Genomic DNA, 20,739 nt, shown 5'->3' with positions numbered 1-20,739 from the left:
ATCATCTGTTTCTCCTTTATTCCATCGATTCCAATCATGAAAAAAAGCCGGCGTTAGACAAAGTGGATTTTGCCTGGCGCCGGCTTTGATTACTTCAGAAGGATTATTTGCCTCCTGCGTCCAGATAAGCTTGAACCTGCTTGATGACTTCCGCACGAATATTCTCAAGTCCCAAATTGCGCATATCTTTGTTTAATTTCTGAGCGAAATCCTGCCATTTCGGCTCCAGGCCGTTCATGAGGATATCCGAAGCCGGCTGCAATACCGGCGTAATTTTGCCGATTTCCGTCGCGACCGGTTTCGTATCGAAAATAAATCCGGACAACGGAATTTGATAGTAGCTGCTTTCATCCTTTGTGTAAGCAATGTATTTCAAGGTTTCCTCATCCTGGGCCGTATTCACTCGGGAGAGCAACGGATTCCAGGTAGTCGTCTTGTAGCCGTTGTCTCCATCTTTGATCCAATGCTCGCCTTCGATGCCAAGCTCGAACAAATCGTGGTTTTCTTTGCTGCTGAAGAGCCAATCCAAGAACTTCATCGTGCGATCCGCATTTTGGGAACTAGTGGGAATCACCACGCTGTTGTTCGAGCGGTAATCGGTCCGGAGCGCTCCCGGCTTCATATCCCGAATGTCTTGGCTTTGATACAGGAACATTTCCATGTCGTCATTCGGTACTAGCGCCTTAATATCGTTTTTTCCTCTTGTCACACCTGAAAGAACGCCTTCCCCGGAACCATTTTTCAATGGATCGAGAGCTTGTACCGCAGCGCCTGACAGAGGATCCTTATTGGTATATTTTTTCCACTCCACTCTCGTCCCGAAATGTCCATAGATGGAATCATGCGTATTGAACGGAGTCGGGAATTTCGCGAATTCGGTGTTCGGGTCCCCCAGCGTCGCGGCGCCGATGACCTTCTTCCCATCGGGCGACAGTGCCACGCTAAACGGTATTCCGCCGGTAAACGAGTCTTGCAGAATCGATGCCAATCGAATATCGTTGTGTCCCTTCTCCTCGGGAACAAACATTTTAAAGAATCCGCGCCCGCCGCCTAATGCGAGTGGTACATAACCAGGTTTCTTCTCCAATACTTTTTCATAATAGGCCTTCAAATCATCCAGGTTTTTAACCGGCGCCGCCCCTACTTCTTCGCGAACAACTTTCCGGACGCCGATATTATTCGGATCATAATACGCTGTCATAAACGGAATCGTATAGATATGCCCGTTGATTTTGTTGGCTTCGATAATTTCCGACGGAAACGCGTTCTTCAGTCCAGGGTACTCGTCGTTATTGAAGTATTTGTCAAGCTGCTGGTAATAACCCAGACTGATATTATTGTTCAATTGCTGCCATGGCGCGTCAAACAACAAGTCAACTTGTTCGCCCGTCGACATTTTCAACAGCACTTTTTGCTTATGATCGGGTACGGGGTTGTATTCAAATTCGAGTTTTGTATTCAGTGTATCCTTGGTAGTTTCCTCGAATTTGGCCAGCACCTTGTCCAAGTCTGGCGACTTATCACCGAAAAGCATGATTTTCAGCGATACCGGGTCGGGCGTTTTATTCGACGCTACGGTTGGAGCTGCAGTCGGGACCGGGCTGTTTTCGGGTTTGTTGCTGCTGCAAGCCGACAAGATGCCTGTCATAAAGACCGACAGTGCCAGTGCAGGTACAACCAATTTTTTGATCTTAAGATTCATTTCTTTTTTCCTCCCTTTTCATGTTTCATATCTATACTAAACCGCCATAGGCGTGTTCAGCCAAACTCAGATCATCCTTTAATCGCCCCGACAAGCAAACCTTTCACGAAATACTTCTGAAGGAACGGATACAGGAAGATAATCGGACCAATCGTTACTATGGTTGTGGCCAGCCTCGTTGTAATCGTTGGAATTTCAAATTCAGGAATTCCAGCAGAGGCCGCAAGCAGCTTGCCAAATTCGGCGTTGTCCAGAATTCGCTTGATGAGATATTGCAGCGGAAACAGATCAGGCTTCGAAATATAGAGCAGCGCTTCAAACCATTTGTTCCAGAACGCCAAAGCATAAAACAGGCTGATGCTCGCAATGGCGGGCATTGAAACCGGGAGCATGATCCGGAACATGATATAGATATCGTTTGCGCCGTCGATTTTGGCCGATTCCGCCAGCGACTCGTCAATCGATTGGAAGAAGTTTCGCAATAGAAACATGTTAAACGGGTTAAGCAGCGATGGAATAATCAGTACCCAGATCGAATCTTTCATCCCGAGATATTTGGTGATGAGGATGTAGCTGGTAACCAGTCCGCCATGAAACAACATCGTAAAGAACACGTAGAAATTGACGTGATTTCGGTATTTTACCGAACGAAGAGACAACGGATACGCCATCATGCAGGTGACCAGCATCGCGAGCACCGTCCCGACAACCGTTACGAACATAGTCACGCCATACGCTTTATAAATCGTGCTGTCCTTCAACAAGAGCTTGTAAGCTTCCAACGTGAATTCTGTAGGAAAAAGCTTGAAACCGTATTTCCTAATCGATAATTCCGTAGTCAGCGATCCGCTGATCATCGTAAAAAACGGAATCAAGCACAGGGCGGCAAAGATTGCGATCGCAACATACATGAACGACAGAAGAAGTCTGTCCCGGACACTTTCTTTCATTTCGCTTCACCTTCCAATATGTTCATATGAATATAGCGCCTTAATATAGCGCCGATTCCGGCGACATTTTGCGCGTCAGCTGGTTGACCGTTATAACGAGCAGGAACCCGACGAGTGACTGGAAAAACCCGACCGCCGCCGACATGCTGACATTGCCTAATTCCATAAGCGCCCGATAAACATAAGTATCAATGACGTCTGTCGTCGGGTAGAGGAGCGCGTTCCGGCCTACGATCGCATAGATCATGCCAAAATCGCCGTAAAAGATGCCGCCAATTGCCAAGAGCAGCAGCAGAATAATCGTCGGCTTCAAAAGCGGAAGCGTAATGTGCCGGATTTTGTCCCATCTGCTTGCCCCGTCAATGGAAGCCGATTCATAGATGTCGGGATTAATTCCGGAGATCGCCGCCAAATAAACGATCGAGCCGAAGCCGGCCCCATGCCAAATCTTGAGGCCGACGAGAATAAGCGGCCAGTAGCCGGGTTCGCTGTAGAATGAGAGCGGTCCTACTCCGAAAACTTTCAACGCTTGATTGAGCACGCCTTGATCGGTTAAGAAGGTCGATCCGACAATCGCAACTACCGTCCAGGATAGGAAATTAGGCAGCGTCACGATGGTTTGGGTGAACGATTTGAACTTTTTGTGCTTGAGCTCCGACAGCATAATGGCCAGCGCTACGGCAACAATCGTTCCACACAGGATAAACAATAAGTTGAGAAAGAGCGTGTTGAACACTATTTTGTACACATCGCTGGCTTCCATAAAAAAACGGAAATTCTTGAGCCCAACGAACTCGCTTCCCAGTATGCCCTTCACAGGGCTGTACTCCTGAAAGGCGATGATAACCCCGAGCATCGGCAAATATGCGAAAACGAATATCAGAAGAATGCCAGGCAGCATCAGCAGATACAATAAATGATTTCTGCGAAACTCTTGTAAGAATGAAGACTTTTTCTTTACAGCTTTTGATTCGGCATTCAACTTATAAATTGAAGCTGTGTTAGCCATGCTTGTACCTCCTCATGCGGATTTTGATGTCCTTCTCTTGCTCCCAATATGGCACTTCCAAGCCTAAAAAGAACAGCCCAAATTGATATAAAAAGTTTAATAATATCGAATTAGCAGGTTTAAAAACGAAAAAAAGTCTAAAAAGCAAGGAAAAGCACGATTTTGGCAAAAGAAAAAGGCGCGATTCCGCCGGTATCCCGGGTATCGCACCTCTGATTTCTTTTTATACTTACATAATATTGTTCAGTTTATGCTCTTTCCGATAACGTTCCGGTGTGTTGCCGAACCGTTTTTTAAATAAAGTAAAGAAGTATTTCGTATTGTCGATGCCGACAAGATCACCGATTTTATTGACGGGATGATCGGTATGGAGCAGCAGTTCTTCCGCTTTGATGAAGCGCAGCTCAGCGATACAGGCGGAAACGGATTGTCCCGTTTCCTCTTTGAACAGGCTCCGAAAATAATTGACGGTTAAGCCAACCATTTCCGCCAACATTTCTACGCTTAGATTGGAATTCGCATAATTCTCTTCGATATATGCTGTCACTTTTTCAACAATCTTTTTGTTTCGGCTTTGGGATTGCTTGTCCCGAATTGCAACGATCTTGGCGCAAAGCGATACGTACCATGCCTCGATTTGTTCCAGCGTATCAAGCAGCAGCAGCTGCTGTTGGCATGTATGAATTTCAAGATGCGCATTTTCGATTTCGTTGCCAGCTAAGTGTTTGGACGTGCGAATCGTCATGACCAGTAATTGAACCAGCGCAAGTATCATCTCGTCATAGCTAAACGGATGAATGGCATCGACAAATTCGGCGCTCAGCTCCTGCAGCCTTTCCATCTCGCCGGCTCTCAAGCTGTCCAAGATTTGCTTTTCCAGAACGGCAGGATATTGATAATCCGTCATTTCCGCAGTTTTTATGTCGCTGTAGGAAATCAAGCTGTTTCTTCCGTAAATCAAACGGTAATGAATAGCCTGATAGGCGGCATGTCTGGAATATTTCACTTCTTCGATCCGTTCGACAACAGAACCTATGGATGCGGTAACCGAAATTTTCAAAAAATGCTCTATGTTCTTCTGGATGTCCTTGAGCAGAGATTCAACCACCCGTTTATAGGCTTCCTCTTCACCCCTGACATTCAAGATCATATCCATAGAATCATTGCCGTCTTCCAACGTTTCCATCTTATAATGAACGGAGACGATCTCTCTGCTAATATTCTCAATCGCATACTTTAATAAAGAAATGTCAACCATATCATATTTCTCGGACAATTCGTGAAATCCATCAATCTTTAGAATGCAAACAAGAAATTTGCCGCTTTCAAAGCCAATGCCAAGTTGGTCCATCGTTAGCCCGGCGTCCGCTCCCTTTCCGATTGTTCCTTGTATAAGCGAACGAAGAAAGTCTCTCTTCCGTACCTGGAGCGATTGGTTGACATCGGTTTGCAGCGAGTCAACTTTCTTCTCCAGATTAGTAAATGATTTGCTTATCCAATCAAATTCATTGAGCGATGTTTGCTCTTTCGGCCCGGTCGTTGTTTTCTTCATCCTTGTGATTAAATGATAGATCGGCACATAAATGCTTCTGGTAAATAAAACAGAGGTGATCGCCATCAACGCAAGACAGCCTACCGTTACCCAAAGAATAAACGTTTTCAACGTATTCACTTTGCTCAGCAGCTTGTCGTAATCCGTCACACAGATAAAGCTCCAGCCAAGCCGATCCGATTTCACGTAAGAAATCAAAAATTCCTTGCCGTCGATATCGGAAAACATCTTTCCTTGTTTATTTTGAGAAACCAGCACCTTCTGCAGGAATGTCGGATTTTCATTGCTTTTGCTCAAAAACAAGCCATCCGGTTGAGTGATAATCTTCCCTTCACTATTGGCAATTATGATGTTATGTGTTGATTTCTTGTTTCCCTTTGTTATCATCTCCTGAAGTACGTTTTGATTTATATTAACGACCATCCCATCCCATTTGCCGCCGGGATGCAAATTGCCGTAGACGATGGAAATCAATTTCTGACTTACATCGTCGGTGCTTTTGCCGGGGTACGAATATTGCGCTTCCCGCGGGATGAAAATTCCGTGCTTATATAAATTGCTTTGCAGCAACAGACTAGTCATGTCTTTATCGAAAAAATTATCTATTGTGCTGAAGGTCAAAGCGGAGTTAAAGACAACTCCTTTCTTGGAATTATAAACATAAATAGACGAAACCAGCGGATTGGTTTGCGCAAAGTCGTTCAGAGCGCCATTGATTCTATACGTATCATATAGCGTAAATTCCGTTCCATACATAGCGCTATTGATTGTATCGTTCTTCGTAAATAATTTTGAGTAGTAGTTATAGGTTGAATTCAGCAGCATATCGGCTATATTATAAGACTGACCGATCATGCTTTCAGACGTCTCAATGGTTTCTGCGGTCATATTTTCAGAAACCTTGCTCAATACTACATAGGAAAAGCCGCCGATAAACAAAAAACCGACAAGCACATAGGAGAGGATCAGCTTAAAGAGCATATTCTTCTTCCGTATAAAATCCACAATCATTTGCATAGCTTATCCCCTCTTTAGCAATATAATCCAGAATTAATATATATTTTGTAACCGCATTCAAAATTAAATTTAACAAAAGCCTTAAGGAAACTATCCCTAAGGCTTCATTTCAGATACTTATACTAGAGAGAGGAATTGAACCGTAAAGAATAAGAATACATCCATTGTATCATGCGACGTTGTTTCCGAAAAAGTCCAATATAAGGAAGCCGTCCAATTATTTCCGATGGATTGCCGGTAGCCTTCGTTTTATGTTAATACCCGTTTTTTATCCTGTTGTACTCTTCCATTGTTATTGAAAGCACAGTTCCGTGCTTGAAACGGTAAGGGAAGCTGAAGCTTTCATCCGATCTGATAAAGAGTCCACTATCAATCTCATCTGCTACAAAAGGAACATAACCCTGCCCTTCTCCCTCGATACCAAAAAAGTCCAGCATCAGGCACCATTTACCGTTGCTCAGCTTATACGCAGTAGGCGCTTCATAGGCGGGATTGCCGAGTTTTGCCATTTCCCCATTAAAAACCTCGTTTGTTGTGTATTCACCGGTAAGGGATTCTCCCTTTTGCAGTACAATTCCTATGGGGTTTGCCTCACTTTTTATAAACCGGTAGAACATGCCGTTTTCCTCATAAATGGCAGAATCAATAACCCCGCTGTCTTCCTTGCGGTACAGCAGCTGCGGTTTAGTATAGCTTTCAAAATCCTTTGTTCGGGAATAATAGATGGCTTTATGCCCGTAATTATTGGAAGCATGAGGTGATGACCAGTGAATGACGTAGTCTTTATTGATAGGATCGTAAATCACATCCGGCGCCCAAAGACAGCCGAAATCCTCATCGCCTAATTCGATCATTCTCTGCTCCGACCAGTTCACAAGGTCGGTCGATTCCCATAAGGAAAGGCATTTGCTCATAAATAAGCTTCCATTAGAATGAATGACTCCTCTCAATATCGATAACAGGCATGAAACAGCCGCCACTCCGCGAATGACGACTGTTTTCTTAGCTCCTATGCATACAGCATTTCACTCGGGTTCGCCGAATTCCGGGAACCCCTCCTCGTTCCAATCCAATACTTTGGCACGCGCATGGCGATTGTGGTCGAAAAGCGGATCGCCAACGATTTCCTTATAGTCACGGGAATGGTAGACAATGCACTCCTTATTTCACTCTGAATACCGTAATAGAATGTTTGGGAAAATCGTAATGAAAACTGCAGTCTTCCGTACTGAATTCCTTTTGCTTCGGCGACACCCGCTCAGGCGACGCAAACGTGTTTTCGTCATCCGGCGCATGGCCGGACATCTCGTATACTTCAACGGTCAAAGACGTTTTATGCAAATCCGCCAAAGCAATCTGTGCGCTAACGCTATTCTCCTGCACATTGATCACCTTGACGATGACATCCCCTGTTGAACGCTCGTAGCTTGCAGAATAATACAGAGGTTCGATCACCGGAAGCTTGTCTTCCGTGTTATGGAACAGTACGTTGTTAATCCAGGCACGGATCTGTCTTCCCGATACTTCTAATGTAAATTCGTGTTCGATGCCGGGTTGCAGACTAAATGTTTGTTGGGTCAGGCAAGAGGTTCTGCCATTCACGCCGGAGCACAGATTGGAATCCGCATTAGCCCACCCGCCAACTTCCCAGATTAGCTGATTTTTATCATCGCACTTTCCAAAATAAATGTTGAAGCCCTTGTGCCCGCTGATTTTTTTAGCTTTCAGACTCAGCGTATAGTTCTCCCAATTCGTTTCTCCCAGCTCCAGTGTTCGTATTGCCGTTCCGTTTAGGCGATCCTCTTTCGTATCTGAAAGCTCAGCAGACGCTCCGTTTAAATCCTTCGTTTCTCCGGTATCGTTGTTAACCAATTGAATATCCCAGAACCGAATGGAACAAAGGTCTGTCCCAAGCGCTAAAGCCCCGTTAATCGGCTTCATCGTTGGTTCCTGTTTTTTCTCCGACTCGGTTGCTTCAATTTTTAACAACTGATCTCCCTGATGATGCATAAACAGCTTCTGCACATAATAGTTTGCCGTTCCGAATACTTCATGATTGTTGTACCAAATCAAGTCCGGCTTCCAATTGACATAATCGACATTGCAGAGCATCGGCGCATAGCAGGCCAGTGACACCGCATGAGCATTTTTTTCCAAGCCTGTCATAAAAGCAGCTTCTGCAAGAGCGTTATAATACGTGTTTCCGATGGAAGCATATTCGCCCAAAAATACTTTCGGGTCATCGGCCTTGAAGTCGTCGTAACGGTGGTAATGGGCCAGAAACCATTCCGGCGACTGATAGTAGTGCTCGTCCACAAGATCCGATTTGTTTTCTCTTGCGGATTTCCAGCCGCGTTCATATTCGCCGCCGGCCGCAAACGGACCGGCGGAGTTGATGATTTTGATATCCGGGTATTTCTCTTTGATTGCTCTATGGAAAAAGGGATAGCGTTCGAAAAACGGCTCTCTAACTTCTTCGTTTCCGATGCCGATATATTCCAATCCAAACGGCTCAGGATGACCCAGCTCCGCTCGTATGGCCCCCCATTCGGTTGAAGGATCGCCAATGGCAAATTCAATCAAATCAAGCGCATCTTGAGTCCAGGGAGCCAGCTCCTCAATCGGAACCATTCGATTATGATGCGGATCAACTCCGCCCGGCAGGATCGGAATCGGTTTGGCGCCAATATCCTCACAGAACAGAAAGTATTCATAATAACCCAAACCGAGTGTTTGATTGTAGTTCCAACTATTCCGTCTGGCGGGTCTTTGCGCTATATCGCCTAACGTGTTTTTCCAGCGGTACATCGAGTTTCTGTCATCGGGATTCAATGAACCGTCATGCACCAGACAGCCGCCCGGAAATCGCATAAACTTGGGTTTTAAATCCGCGATCATTACGGCAATGTCTTCCCGCAGGCCGTTTGGCCGGTTGCGAAAGGTCCGTTCCGGAAAAAGGGACACCATATCGAGATATAGCTTGCCTTTTCCTTTCGTCGCAATCACAAGACGGCTGCAGGTATCGGTGGCGTTCGCCGTAATTGCCGATTCATATTTTGTCCATTCGGACGATTGCACCACGATCGTTGCCTCACCATGAACGGCGCCGTCCGTCCCTTCAATCGTTACGACAACCGGTTCATCAAAGCTGGCATCCCGCCGCGCATAAACCGAAAACAGATAGGTTTCTCCCTGTTTGGCGGGAATGCCGCTGTTAAAGCCCAGGTTCATAATCCCGACTCCGTCGCCCTCGGATACAATATCGATGGCGACGTAATGCAGGTTGCGCGGGTTTAAAGGATGACTGACTTCTACGGTGATTTCCGCCTTTCCGCCGCCTTTTTCGATTTTTTCCCAAGCTGTCAAGGCATGGTATTCCGCACGATCAATCGGATCGAATTCAAAAGAACGGTTTTGAACAAGCTCCGCGTAAAGCCCTCCGTCCACCGCATGGTTCAGATCCTCGAAAAAAATGCCGAACAAGTCGCCTAATTCCGCACCCCGCTCTTGTGTGTGTACATGCAGCTTCACTTCCATTTTCATCCCTTTTGTCTCCTTTAGTCTTTCTTTCTGCTAATTAAAATTGTAAGCACTTGTTCACTAGGTAACAATAATTTATAATATTTAAAAACTGACCTATCGTGCTTTTAAAAGGAGAACCGAAATGATACGTCTGATCAACTGCGGATTTAACTTTATTCATAGGGACGGGATCCGAATAGAGCGTCCGGTAGGGGCGGGGAATTATGCTTTTGTCTTTTTTAGAAGCCATTCAGAGATTGTTCTGGACGGAAGGCCGCTCACGGCGGAGAAAAATTCCTATATCCTGTTCCACCCTGCAACGCCTCATCTATACCGGGAACTGGAGGAGCCGTTCATCAACGACTGGTTTCACTGCGACGGCGATGATATTGCGGAATTTCTCTCTGAGATAAATCTTCCCCTCGATACGCCCATCAAGGCCGTAGATCCGCTACTGATTACCAGGTGCATCCGGGAACTGCACGGCATGAGCAAGCTGGGTGGACCGCTGCGCGACAAGATTATTGACTCCGATATCAGAACGCTGTTTATGAAGCTTAGCAATCTTATAGAGAGAGCCTCCCTGCCCGATAAAACGAGCCGGTATTTCCGCCAGTTCTCCGAGCTGCGGGGTGAGCTTTACAGCTCGCCTCAAACCCATTTGCCTGTAGAAAAGATTGCCTCCCGCGTTAATTTGAGCAAGTCGTATTTTCAGCATATCTATAAGGAACTGTTCGGGTGTTCAGTAGTTTCGGACATGATCAACGGCAGGCTCGAGTATGCCAAGTATCTTTTGCAGAACAGCTCGTTATCCATAGCTGCCATTTCGAAGATGTGCGGGTACGAGAACGACACCCACTTTATGCGCCAGTTTAAACGCTTCGTGGGCGTTACGCCAAGCCATTTCAGGTCTCGACGATAAAAAACATCAACTGCTGCTGGAGTTACAGGCGAGGTCGAATTTTCCAAAACATAGACAGAAATGATTCTTGTTATGCTGCAGCCTATATATGGGCAAACTTGAGCTATAAAATTTTAGGAGGCTTTATATGGAACTAAAACCTATTTATCCATTTGAGCCTATTCGTACGTCTATCCCCCCCAAGGGAAATAACTGGGTGACGCAAATCAAATGGGATGGAGTCCGAGTATTACTTTATTTTGATGGTAACGGAATAAAACTGTTCAACCGGAGAATGAATGAACGGACTCTACAGTATCCCGAACTTCTTGACGTAAGCGCATTCTGCAAAGCCCATTCTGTTATACTTGATGGAGAAATTATTGCATTTGATCAAAGTAAACCTTCGTTTCATGAAGTTATGAGAAGGGACAGCTTAAAACAAGCTCAAAAAATCAAGCAGTCTTTAGCTAGAATTCCAGTTACCTATATGATCTTTGACGTATTATTTTATAACGGGGATTGGGTGACAGGCAGATCATTAGAAGATCGGCAGGCATTACTTGAGAAAATTATTATTCCGCAAAATAACCTTCAAATCGTGCAAAACTTTGATGATGGAAAAGCCTTATTCGATCTGATGAAACAACATCAAATGGAAGGTGTCATTTTTAAGGACCTTCACAGTACTTATAGCATCAATGGAAAAGACGGGCGTTGGAGAAAACAGAAGGTACTGAGGGACCTATACGCCGTTGTAGGCGGGGTCACTTTTAGACATAACATTGTAAACTCACTATTGCTGGGTATTTATACAAATGACCGTGAATTGATTTACATCGGCCACGCGGGTACCGGTAAATTAACTCAAAGAGATTGGGCAACAATAACGGAAGACATAAAGGAAATGCAAGTAACCCATAGGCCTTTCATTAATGAACCAGAAAGGTCCAAAGATGCTAGGTGGGTAAAGCCTGAACTTACAGTCAAAGTCGAATACCTCGAGTTTACCCCTGGGGGGACTATGCGTCACCCAAGCATTCAAGCAGTTGTTAACTTGGATAGGAACGAATGTACGGTTGACCAGTTAAAGGGACAGTAGTGATTGTAAGCTAACTTGGCTTTTGCGGCGCAGATTTAATATCCGTAAATACCATGAGCTATGGCCTATGGTCATGGGTCGGTCCCTTGCCTGGGAACGTACCATCCGTTGCGCCTTGACCTCGGAAATCGCCCCGTTCATTTGCAGGTACGCCGTCTACGCCATGGCCTAGACCAGGAAAGCGGCCGCTGCCGCTAACTAGCGTTTCGAATTTAATAGCGGTATGGCTTAGCAGCGCTTTTCACCCCCTTTCGGTTCATGAAACGAGGCTCTAAATTAAGTTAGCATGTGAATAATGGTCCTTGATTCATCGATAGAGGGATTCCAGAAAAACACTTTGTCCATTAAACGCAGCATTCCTTCCGCTAAATAATGACATTATCCGTCCTCATATAACGACAGCCCCCGAAAACGGCTTGTTTCGCAATTTGATAAAAAATTTTTTTCCATTTTTTCTTCCTATTAATAGTTAAAAGAGAACCACATTGTAGCTTTCCAATGTCAATACGGTAAATTTTCAATTTATCGCTTTGTTCTATATTGCACTCAATATAGAACAAAGCGTCAATCAAATCTCAAACATATTTAACATTAATAAGACACCCTGTAGCCGGACATTAATGTGATCCGGCGGTATACATGCGTGTCACGAGTCGCTCTTCATCCGGCATATGATGGAGCAGCAGGCAGCATGATGCACATGAAGGAGCGATATCAATGCGCAGGAATAAATCGAAACGCCGGAATAAGACAAAGGCCACCAGCAAGAAACGCAAGCCTGTCTATTCCAAGCGGAACATAAAACGCACAGGCGGCGATCCGGGTACCGCTGCTCCGATGGAGAAAGTGATCGGAACGATCGAGGATCAAATTATGAATGTGGAGATTAAGCTTGCCGTTCAGCAGTATTTGATCAACGAGACGATTGACGAATGGCAAAGAAAGGGCTGGCTAAACGAAAGTGAAGTGAAGAGCTTGTACGAGCGGACGTACCAATATTGGAAAAATGATTTGAAGGAGCAAGGCAGTCCGTTCGCGGAGCTCGATCTCATGAAACGGCCGGCGCTTGAACTGTACAAAAGCCACATCAAAAATACCGCTGCCGCGGAGCCTGTCAATCCAGGTCCGCCTCAGCCGCATGTGATGAATCCGCGAAGAGAGGAAGACGCGGAGCTGCTGCATCAGATAAAGGAAGAATTGAAGGAAAGAAAGCGGGAATTTTTGAAGCAAAGGCTGGAAGAGATTAAACGGACCTTGAAGTAAGGACACGGAACCGGCGAACATAAGCGCCTTGTTCCGTGTCTTTTCTCTTCCTTGGCTTGCTCTCCCGTTTCCTGCGGCGGTCAGCGGGCCTCTGAGCCGGCGGGAATCGGCATCGTACCCGGCGGCAGCACGGCGATGCCCGGGGCGATTTCGACCGAACCGGGCGGCAGCGTCATGCCGGGCGGAATGAAGGTTGCTCCCGGCGGAATAATGACGGATGCCGGTTGGGGTCCCGGAGAAACAGGGGGCGTTTCGAGCGAAATGCTGGGCGGAAGCGGAAGGCCGGGCGGGATGCTAACCCCCTGCGGAATGCCGCTGCCGGGAAGGGGACTGCCGAGAAAGAATTCTTCCCCCGGAACCGACGATTCACCCGGAATGGGGCCTGTTTCCGCAGCAGGAGTTATGCCCGGAGCAGGCGATACTTCCGGAGCCGGAGTGATATCCGTAATCGGAGCGCTGCCTGGAGCGGGAAGCAGAGCAGGAGCTTGAGCGCCGGCTTGACTTCCCTGAGGCGTTATATTGGTCGATGTTATAATTGGCGGTATGGCGCCGGCAGGCGATGAGCCGTTGAATAAGCCGATCTGCATGGAGCCGCTGAGTGTTTCCACATCGATGGAATCGAGAATAATTTCAAATTTTTCAAAATCATTATGAACGTACGTATTGGAAGGCTGGCGGTTCTGGCTCATGTACGTCACGGCGGACTGCATATCGGCGAGCTGGTGCTGCATATGGAGCAAGGCTTGCAGCGTTTGCTGCTGAACATACTGCATATGCTGCATGGATTGGAGCATGGCCGCACCGGAAGCGGGTATCATGTTTGGATTCGGGTAAACGCACGGATAGGTGGAAGGGTAGGTGCAGGTATGTGGATATCGGGCATAAGGGTATTGGTAGTCGTTCAATTTGAATTTCCTCCTAGACAGTCCCGTTCCCGCCGTTCCCAAGATCGTTGATGCGGTTAAACGGTGTATTGAACTTATTGTTGTTACCGGTATTGAACGCACCGGCTCCGCCATGCTGAGTGGTCGTAGTCTTACTTAAGTTGTTGTTGCTGTTGCTGTTGAAAGTGTCGTTGTCAGAATTTTGACTGCTAATCGGGTCAATGACTGCGAAGTCTCCAACGTTAAAGGAGGCGGAACCACTCATCGTTGTGACGTTGATGTTGTTTATTTTGATATTTACTTTAGCTCGTGATGAACGGCGTCCATATGCCATCGTTATTCAGTCCTCTCCTTAACCTTGAAACTCTTGCATCGATTCACACCCAATCCGGTAGTATCTTCCTTACTATTAGGATATGTCTTGCGGCGTTAAAGGATAGTGTATTTCGTAAAATAGGCTTGCTCGTTCCACACGTTTAGCGGATATGAATAATACATTGTTTGTAAACGCTCCGCACCTGGAACGGTGCCTCACCCCTGCGCTATCTGCCGAAATCAAATAATGGCGGTACAGGACTATCCTCCTGCACCGCCATTTCCTCATAGCGTGCTGCCACTCAATCGGGCTTACCGCTTCTGAGACAGCTGTTTTACGTTTATATTAAAGCTTTTTACTCCATGATTCCTTCATAAATCGCGTCAAGCAGCCGGTACGTCCCGTCGCAGCTGTACTCCCAAAACATCATGCCGGCCAGTCCGCCGCGCTTAATGTAGTCGCATTTATGCTGCAGCGATTGTTCATCGTCATAGGATATAAAGCTGTTTCCGTTATAGAGGTACGGCGCTTTGGCTTCGCTGTCCCAGTAACGGATATAATCGTTCTTATCGATGTATTCTGCTGCAAGAGCTGTGAAATCCGGTCCATACCCGCCGGTGCTTCCAGCCATTTGGTGAAGCCCGTTACCATTGCCCGGAACTTGATGCCAGATCCTGGAGTAAAATGCCGCACCGATAACGATTTTCTCCTTCGGCACGCCTGCACGGATGAATAGGTTAACGGAGGCGTCTACACTGATCCGGAACAAATCTCCGGGCGGTGTATACAGATTCGTATGGTGTCCCGTCAAAATTTGAAATCCTCCGCGCATATCATAGGTCATCAATTGAACAAAATCCAAGTACTGCTGGACTTGATCCATTTCCGTACCGTCTACATAATATTGATCGGCCCCTGCTGCAATAGTAAGCAAGTAATGCCGGCCGTCATGCGCGCCTTTGCGGTCCAATGCTTCCCGCATGGTCTTTAGAAGCAAGGTGAAATTCCTCTTATCCTCAGGACTTGAAGCAATGCCGGCTTCCCCATAGCAGGGGTATTCCCAATCCAGGTCGATTCCATCGAAAGGAAGGTCGGTTAATACGCGAACCGCCGAATCAGCCATACGTTTTCTTCCCTCTTCGGCAGATGCGGCTTCAGAGAACCCGCCAGCGCTCCAGCCGCCGACGGACAATAGAATCGTAAGCTCAGGATTCTCGCGTTTAATGCTCTGAAGAAGATCCATATGCTTCAAATGATCCGTGGCGATTTCATCGCCGCGTACATGTCCAAAGGCTACATTCAAATGAGTTAACTTCAACAAATCTTCCCTCGTTATGTCAGGAAGCTTGGAATCGACGGCGTAGCCCGCCACGATATATTTCCGCTTCGTCATTCTATACCACTCCGTTCTGCAAAATGCTGATATATCCCGGTTAAAATCCGGAAAGCTTCCTTTCCTGTTCCGATCTTGTATCCTGATGCTGTGTAACGAATTTGGTCTTGGCCGTCAAGCACGAAGAGATGCGGGAACCCCGCTTCGCTAGCAGGCGGCTGGGATATAAAGCCCGGTAACGCAGCGTATGCGGAGTCCCGAACAATTAGGGTGCATGCCGGCAGCTGCGGATAACGGGAAGGATCGAACGACGAGGCCCACTCGGAATCTCCGGCAACGAGAACGATCGGAGCTCCGATCTCATCGAACGGCCCGGCAAGCTCGCTGATTTCACGGATCAAATGCTTGGTTGGCTCGCGTTCCGGCTCCATCCAGGCTACAATTGCCCCGCTCATGCCGATCAGCTCTCCAATCGTCTTATTGGAGCCGTCCAGCAGAGTGAGAGCATGGTTTCGGTACATGGTCCCAAGCACAGGAATTTCTAGCAGCGCCTCGCGGAATGTGAGAGGAATATCCGTTTGTTCCCCGGCTCGCACCGTGAAATAAGAAAAGCGCACCCGTACCGTGCCGTCCTTCAAACGTATGCCCGATGTCATTCGGTATGACCCCTCTTCAACCTCGAACGATTCATCGTATACATCCGTTTTTCCGCTAGGGTAAAACAGCGTTTTATAAATTCCGTTCTCCAGCCGGGCAATCGTGAAATTTTCGGAGTACGAAGCAGCCGGAGCTTCAGCCGAAGGCTCGTTATCCCGAAGAAGCCGCAAATAGCCGTTATCTTTCTTCACCGTTTGCAGCGGCATCGTTCCATGCGCGAATAACGCATCCTGCCAGCTGCCGTTCATCATAAATTGCGGCTTCTGCTCGCTCGGATGCAGCCGTGCCGGAATGCCAAGGCTGCGGCAGACCGCAACGAACAGGATATCCAGGGAGATCCGGTCTCCCTTCTTGATTTTGAAGGTGCCTGCCGGGTTTCCCTTGCCCTTCAAGTTAGGAAGGTCCTCCCATAGCTCCCACTCCCTATCCAATCTTCGGACAAGCTCGGAAGGATCTTCCCGGAACGCTGTTGATTCCACTTCGGTGAACGAATCCTGGAACAACCGCTTATAGGGCATGATCATCTCATATAAGATACGAGGGCAAAGGATATACCGGATGAATATATTCTGCGGAAGCTCTCCGCGCTGCGATAGGGAACCGGTCAGATGATCATCGAGTGCACGGCGGAATGTATCGACAAGATCCTTCTCGTTCATGCTCTCCAGCAGCAGCAGCGGCCACTCTCCATATTCGGAGGAGCGCTCCCGCAGGAAAGCGGCGATCTCGCGGCTGTTCCCGCGCGCCTTGCGCAGCACCTCCCACACCCTCTCCGCCGGAAGACCGGCAGCTTCGGCAAGCTTCGAAGCATGCTCCTCGTCCAGAAATGTATGTTCATAGCCGCTTCGAATCCTCGCACCTTCCTCCAGACGGCTGTTATGCCGCAAAATCCTCTCCTCGGATAGCGGATCGGCAGCCTCTCCGTTACGTTCCGGCGGAGGAACCATGTCAAAGTCTGCCGTTCCATCCGGCTGCTGCGCCTGATCCAGAACAAGCTCGATGGGCTCGCCGTGAGCAGCATTGATCTTGTCTTCTCCCCATCTTCCATCCTTCACTGCACGGATCACTATATCCCCGAGTCCAGTCTTGAACGAGGCTTCGCCCTGCGTGTTTGTCGGCAATACAGCAATCGGGTACAATTCAGCCATATTGTATAACTCGAAATAAACATTGGCACCGCTAATCGGCCGGCCCTGCTCGTCCTTCACAAGTACGGTAATGGTCCGGGTAGGCGCATAGCTTTCTAATAAATTGATTTCTGTAAACCATTCTTCGGCAAGCGTGATGCCCTCTGGTCCCTCGTAATTCGCGGAAATCCGCGTGTTGATCAGCATCGCCCGCCGGGCAGGCGGACTGAACCAGCCTTGATTCAATAGCGGTTCCGGTTCGCAAGCGCCGATGTAATACCACTCTCCGTCGGCCCATGCTTCTACCCAAGCGTGATTATCGTCACAATGCGCCCAGCGCGGCGTATACACTTGGCGGGCAGGAATCCCAATGCTCCGAAGCGCGGCAACCGTAAGCGTCGACTCCTCGCCGCAGCGCCCCCGCGCATTCCGGATCATCGTCAGCGGCGAGACCGTCCGCAGATCGCTTCCAATGTAGGCTGCCTTCTCATGACACCAGTAGTTCGTCTCCAGAATCGCATCCGCCATCGGCAAATGCTTAGTCCGGTCTGCCAATTCGCTGTACAAAATGCCGCGGGAATCCTCGATATTCTCCGTATTGACCCGGTATGGCAGTACAAAATGCAGAAACAGGTGATCGGGCACACGCTCACCCCAAGGCACCTGCCTCCGAATGTCCAGCGTCCGGCGCACATGGCTTAAAAATAAATTTCCGTCATAATCGGCCAAATCGTTCACCGGCATATACGCGAATAAAAATTTGAGCGCCCAAGTCTCTTCTTCGGTCAGCTCCTGCTGAAAGACGCCGAACAGCTCGTCCGCTCTAGCCTCGGCGATCAGCAGCTTCTTGCGGAACTTGCGCTCGATAAGCTCCATCGCCCGCTGATCCAATGAGAATACGGAAGTTTGCATCGTCAATCGTATTCACTCCTTCCATAGCTTCCCGTCTTCTCTGATGCAGAAGTTGGACTTCCCATCCGATGACGGCGCTGAAATTTGAAATAGGGTGCGGGTCGTCTCAATCACTGGTGTAATGCTCCAATGCTCGTCATCATACATTAACAATTTCACATCGCCGGTAAATGCACCGTGACTAGCGAAGAAATTGCGCTCACGGTAATAGAGCTTGCGCAGCTCCCACTTTATGCGTTCATCCGGCGGCTGCTCGAACGATTCCGGGCCGTCTTCATCAGCGAACACAACATAGCCCCATAGCTCCGGATAATGCATATTGATCAGCCCCATCGGAGACCACACCCAGTTGTCTTCCGGATATGATTTTCCCGTATCCGGGTTGATAACCTTGCGGTATTCGCCGCCCTGCACCTCTACCCGCCATTCGACGCGCGAGAAATTAACGCGCCAAAACTCCCCCTTCGCCGGGGGACGGCCCTCAGCCGCGCACTCTCGCAGGCTCTTCCACGGCATTGCCGCCTCCATGCTCCACTTCCGATTCGCCGCGCCCGGCCGGTTCAGCTCGCCGTCGATATGCACCTCCGTCTGAAGCCCGCTAATATCCCAGCCGTTAACCGGAGGGCCTCCGTCCCGGTAGGGTTTAATGAGCAGCAGATCCCAAACGGTGTTCAGCGCATTGATTTCGAACTCGTAATAGTGATGGGAATCTCCGTCGGGATCGATAAAAATTTCAAAATCATTATCATAGAAAATAATAGAATCCCGTTCCGTCAACGTCGCCCAAATCTGATCCTCAATCAATTCCGCCGCAAAATAAAAATAATGTTCGTCCCACAGCATTTTGACGCGGGTCTGCTTCGCGGGCTTCGGACGAAGGTCGCCTTCGATATCGACGAAATCGTCCGTCCAATCCGCCGCTGCCCAGAACGGCTTATCAACCCGCCCATCGAGAACAAGCTTCTCCGTCGCGCGCCGGCATATATAATGTTTGGGAGCATATTCGAGCTTCGGCTCCGGCACTCCGCTTAAATTCATGTTATCCCCTCCGGTCATAACTGCATTATTCAATAAAATTCGCTTAAAGTGAACATTCGCCCCAGAAGCGGCGCAAGTTGTCCATTGCGATGCGGGAGGCCGCAACGGGTTACTAGTTATGTGTGACAACAGCGCCGGAACCTCCGTACATATCCAGCTCCTCGTCAAACTCCAGCTTAAGGACGGTCACTTGCTTATGCGTATCTTCCGGTGTCATATGAATCCATGTCGTTCCGGGAATGTTGAACCACGGCACTCCGCCGTGAATTTCATGCGTAAGCTCCTTGCCGGAATGCAGCACCGTAATTTTTTTAACAGGATTGGATAATCCTTTCAGACATACATTCTCTTTCGGGTCATCATACACAAAGAGGTACAACGTCTTTTTATCCTTCGAAACGGTGCTGCCTCCTAAATAATAACGGGTCATAATGCCTTCCTCTGTCCCAAACACCGCTTCTTCATGCGTGCGGATCCATTCGCCTAGTCCTAGCAAAATGTCTTCTTGTCTCTTATCAATCGTTCCGTCTTCCATAGGCCCGATATCGAGCAGCATGTTGCCTCCCAAGGTAATGCAGTCACAGAACATTCGGATAATCTGGTTCAATGACTTATACTTGTCATCCGTCCCGACATAACCCCAAGAGCTGTTAATGGTGGTGCAGAACTCCCATGGTCCCTCCGGACGCGTAATCGGAATCCCTTGCTCCGGTGTCTTGTAATCCCCATGACCCTGCAGACGCGAGTTGATAATAATATCCGGGTTGAAGGATTGCAGGTACTGCTTGAACGCGGGCAAATTCCACTGCTCGGCGCTTCTCTCCCAATCTCCGTCGAACCAGAGCAGATCAACCTTCCCATAGTTTTCTAGAATCTCCCGCAGCTGATTGTTGTTAAACAGCAGAAACCTTTTCCATTTCTCCTCATCCTGAATGCCGTCCGCAGGGCTTGAAAATCTGTTCACTTTGCTCAAATCATCCGGCACCTTACCGCCTTCATAAACACTTGGATAATCGGGATGAGACCAGTCAATTAATGAATAGTACATCCCGAGGCGAATTCCTCTTTCTGTAACGGCTTCCGCATATTCTTTAATTAGATCCCGCTCTGCCGGCGTCTTCTTCACAACGTTTAAGTCGCTGTACTTTGTATCCCACAGGGCTACCCCGTCATGATGCTTCGTCGTAAGAACGGCGTATTTTGCCCCTGACTGCTCGATCAGATCCACCCATTTGTCCGCATCGAATTTCGCTGCCGTGAAGCCCTCCAATTGTTTCATGTACTCCTCGTAGGACATTCTCCCGTTATAGAACGACCACGACTCGGCAACACCATCCACGGCATAAATGCCATAATGAATAAATATTCCGAGCTTAGCTTCCTCGAACCATATTTGCATATTTATTTCCCCTCTCAGTTCCTTGATCCGGAATAGATCTACCGCTATCTGAACA

Annotated in this window: 15 protein-coding genes and 1 pseudogene; 3 read left to right on the top strand and 13 right to left on the bottom strand. The window is 47.9% G+C overall.

Annotated elements, in window-relative coordinates; all coding sequences use genetic code 11:
* Positions 1–103 precede the first annotated feature (103 nt).
* From ASG81_RS24280 to ASG81_RS24255, 7 genes and pseudogenes are all read right to left on the bottom strand, one after another.
* Positions 104–1,702, bottom strand: a complete 1,599-nt coding sequence (locus ASG81_RS24280; RefSeq protein ID WP_056640461.1) for an extracellular solute-binding protein — start codon at positions 1,700–1,702, stop codon at positions 104–106.
* A gap of 71 nt (positions 1,703–1,773) precedes the next feature.
* On the bottom strand, positions 1,774–2,652 hold the full coding sequence (locus ASG81_RS24275) for a carbohydrate ABC transporter permease (RefSeq protein WP_056640458.1): 879 nt from the start codon (positions 2,650–2,652) through the stop codon (positions 1,774–1,776).
* A 40-nt stretch (positions 2,653–2,692) separates the two neighbouring features.
* A complete protein-coding gene (locus ASG81_RS24270; protein WP_056640455.1) occupies positions 2,693–3,661 on the bottom strand; it encodes an ABC transporter permease in 969 nt (322 codons plus the stop codon).
* A gap of 229 nt (positions 3,662–3,890) precedes the next feature.
* Complete coding sequence (locus tag ASG81_RS24265; RefSeq protein WP_056640452.1) at positions 3,891–6,230, bottom strand: helix-turn-helix domain-containing protein; 2,340 nt, start codon at positions 6,228–6,230, stop codon at positions 3,891–3,893.
* Positions 6,231–6,484: 254 nt separating this feature from the next.
* Entirely contained in the window at positions 6,485–7,144 is a 660-nt protein-coding gene (locus ASG81_RS24260; RefSeq protein ID WP_235549007.1) for a glycoside hydrolase family 43 protein, read from the bottom strand.
* Between the two features lie 111 nt (positions 7,145–7,255).
* Positions 7,256–7,390 (bottom strand): annotated as a pseudogene (locus ASG81_RS34195) (alpha-N-arabinofuranosidase); the annotation flags it as partial.
* 1 nt (position 7,391) lies between these two features.
* The gene (locus tag ASG81_RS24255) at positions 7,392–9,773 is read right to left on the bottom strand and encodes an alpha-L-arabinofuranosidase C-terminal domain-containing protein (RefSeq protein ID WP_056640449.1); all 2,382 of its coding nucleotides are present in this window, start codon (positions 9,771–9,773) and stop codon (positions 7,392–7,394) included.
* 121 nt (positions 9,774–9,894) lie between these two features.
* Between ASG81_RS24255 and ASG81_RS24250 the strand changes: the two genes are divergently transcribed.
* From ASG81_RS24250 to ASG81_RS24235, 3 genes are all read left to right on the top strand, one after another.
* Complete coding sequence (locus tag ASG81_RS24250) at positions 9,895–10,674, top strand: helix-turn-helix domain-containing protein (RefSeq protein ID WP_056640446.1); 780 nt, start codon at positions 9,895–9,897, stop codon at positions 10,672–10,674.
* Between the two features lie 127 nt (positions 10,675–10,801).
* On the top strand, positions 10,802–11,755 hold the full coding sequence (locus ASG81_RS24245) for an ATP-dependent DNA ligase (RefSeq protein ID WP_056640443.1): 954 nt from the start codon (positions 10,802–10,804) through the stop codon (positions 11,753–11,755).
* 717 nt (positions 11,756–12,472) lie between these two features.
* A complete protein-coding gene (locus ASG81_RS24235; protein WP_056640437.1) occupies positions 12,473–13,018 on the top strand; it encodes a hypothetical protein in 546 nt (181 codons plus the stop codon).
* Positions 13,019–13,098: 80 nt separating this feature from the next.
* Here the strand turns inward: ASG81_RS24235 and ASG81_RS24230 are convergent, their stop codons facing one another.
* The 6 genes from ASG81_RS24230 to ASG81_RS24205 all read right to left on the bottom strand — a co-directional run bounded on the left by ASG81_RS24230 (position 13,099) and on the right by ASG81_RS24205 (position 20,684).
* The gene (locus ASG81_RS24230; RefSeq protein WP_056640434.1) at positions 13,099–13,923 is read right to left on the bottom strand and encodes a hypothetical protein; all 825 of its coding nucleotides are present in this window, start codon (positions 13,921–13,923) and stop codon (positions 13,099–13,101) included.
* 13 nt (positions 13,924–13,936) lie between these two features.
* On the bottom strand, positions 13,937–14,236 hold the full coding sequence (locus tag ASG81_RS24225; protein WP_056640431.1) for a hypothetical protein: 300 nt from the start codon (positions 14,234–14,236) through the stop codon (positions 13,937–13,939).
* A gap of 337 nt (positions 14,237–14,573) precedes the next feature.
* Positions 14,574–15,611 (bottom strand): glycoside hydrolase family 18 protein, encoded by a 1,038-nt coding sequence (locus tag ASG81_RS24220; protein ID WP_056640428.1) that lies wholly within the window; start codon positions 15,609–15,611, stop codon positions 14,574–14,576.
* On the bottom strand, positions 15,608–18,253 hold the full coding sequence (locus tag ASG81_RS24215; protein WP_056640424.1) for a transglutaminase domain-containing protein: 2,646 nt from the start codon (positions 18,251–18,253) through the stop codon (positions 15,608–15,610). The genes ASG81_RS24220 and ASG81_RS24215 overlap by 4 nt, the downstream gene beginning before the upstream one ends.
* A gap of 6 nt (positions 18,254–18,259) precedes the next feature.
* Positions 18,260–19,285: a carbohydrate-binding family 9-like protein gene (locus ASG81_RS24210; RefSeq protein WP_056640420.1), complete on the bottom strand. Its 1,026-nt coding sequence runs from the start codon at positions 19,283–19,285 to the stop codon at positions 18,260–18,262.
* A gap of 112 nt (positions 19,286–19,397) precedes the next feature.
* Positions 19,398–20,684: an alpha-L-fucosidase gene (locus ASG81_RS24205; protein WP_056640418.1), complete on the bottom strand. Its 1,287-nt coding sequence runs from the start codon at positions 20,682–20,684 to the stop codon at positions 19,398–19,400.
* Positions 20,685–20,739: the final 55 nt, after the last annotated feature.

It is taken from the genome of Paenibacillus sp. Soil522, assembly GCF_001428245.1.
GTDB lineage: Bacteria > Bacillota > Bacilli > Paenibacillales > Paenibacillaceae > Pristimantibacillus.
This window is presented reverse-complemented; position numbering and strand designations above follow the sequence as displayed.

What these genes read in the sequence shown, in the direction of transcription:
- ASG81_RS24280 (WP_056640461.1), bottom strand. Translation starts at nt 1,702, where the DNA reads ATGAATCTTAAGATCAAAAAATTGGTTGTACCTGCACTGGCACTGTCG.
- ASG81_RS24275 (WP_056640458.1), bottom strand. Translation starts at nt 2,652, where the DNA reads ATGAAAGAAAGTGTCCGGGACAGACTTCTTCTGTCGTTCATGTATGTT.
- ASG81_RS24270 (WP_056640455.1), bottom strand. Translation starts at nt 3,661, where the DNA reads ATGGCTAACACAGCTTCAATTTATAAGTTGAATGCCGAATCAAAAGCT.
- ASG81_RS24265 (WP_056640452.1), bottom strand. Translation starts at nt 6,230, where the DNA reads ATGCAAATGATTGTGGATTTTATACGGAAGAAGAATATGCTCTTTAAG.
- ASG81_RS24260 (WP_235549007.1), bottom strand. Translation starts at nt 7,144, where the DNA reads ATGAGCAAATGCCTTTCCTTATGGGAATCGACCGACCTTGTGAACTGG.
- ASG81_RS24255 (WP_056640449.1), bottom strand. Translation starts at nt 9,773, where the DNA reads ATGAAAATGGAAGTGAAGCTGCATGTACACACACAAGAGCGGGGTGCG.
- ASG81_RS24250 (WP_056640446.1), top strand. Translation starts at nt 9,895, where the DNA reads ATGATACGTCTGATCAACTGCGGATTTAACTTTATTCATAGGGACGGG.
- ASG81_RS24245 (WP_056640443.1), top strand. Translation starts at nt 10,802, where the DNA reads ATGGAACTAAAACCTATTTATCCATTTGAGCCTATTCGTACGTCTATC.
- ASG81_RS24235 (WP_056640437.1), top strand. Translation starts at nt 12,473, where the DNA reads ATGCGCAGGAATAAATCGAAACGCCGGAATAAGACAAAGGCCACCAGC.
- ASG81_RS24225 (WP_056640431.1), bottom strand. Translation starts at nt 14,236, where the DNA reads ATGGCATATGGACGCCGTTCATCACGAGCTAAAGTAAATATCAAAATA.
- ASG81_RS24220 (WP_056640428.1), bottom strand. Translation starts at nt 15,611, where the DNA reads ATGACGAAGCGGAAATATATCGTGGCGGGCTACGCCGTCGATTCCAAG.
- ASG81_RS24210 (WP_056640420.1), bottom strand. Translation starts at nt 19,285, where the DNA reads ATGAATTTAAGCGGAGTGCCGGAGCCGAAGCTCGAATATGCTCCCAAA.
- ASG81_RS24205 (WP_056640418.1), bottom strand. Translation starts at nt 20,684, where the DNA reads ATGCAAATATGGTTCGAGGAAGCTAAGCTCGGAATATTTATTCATTAT.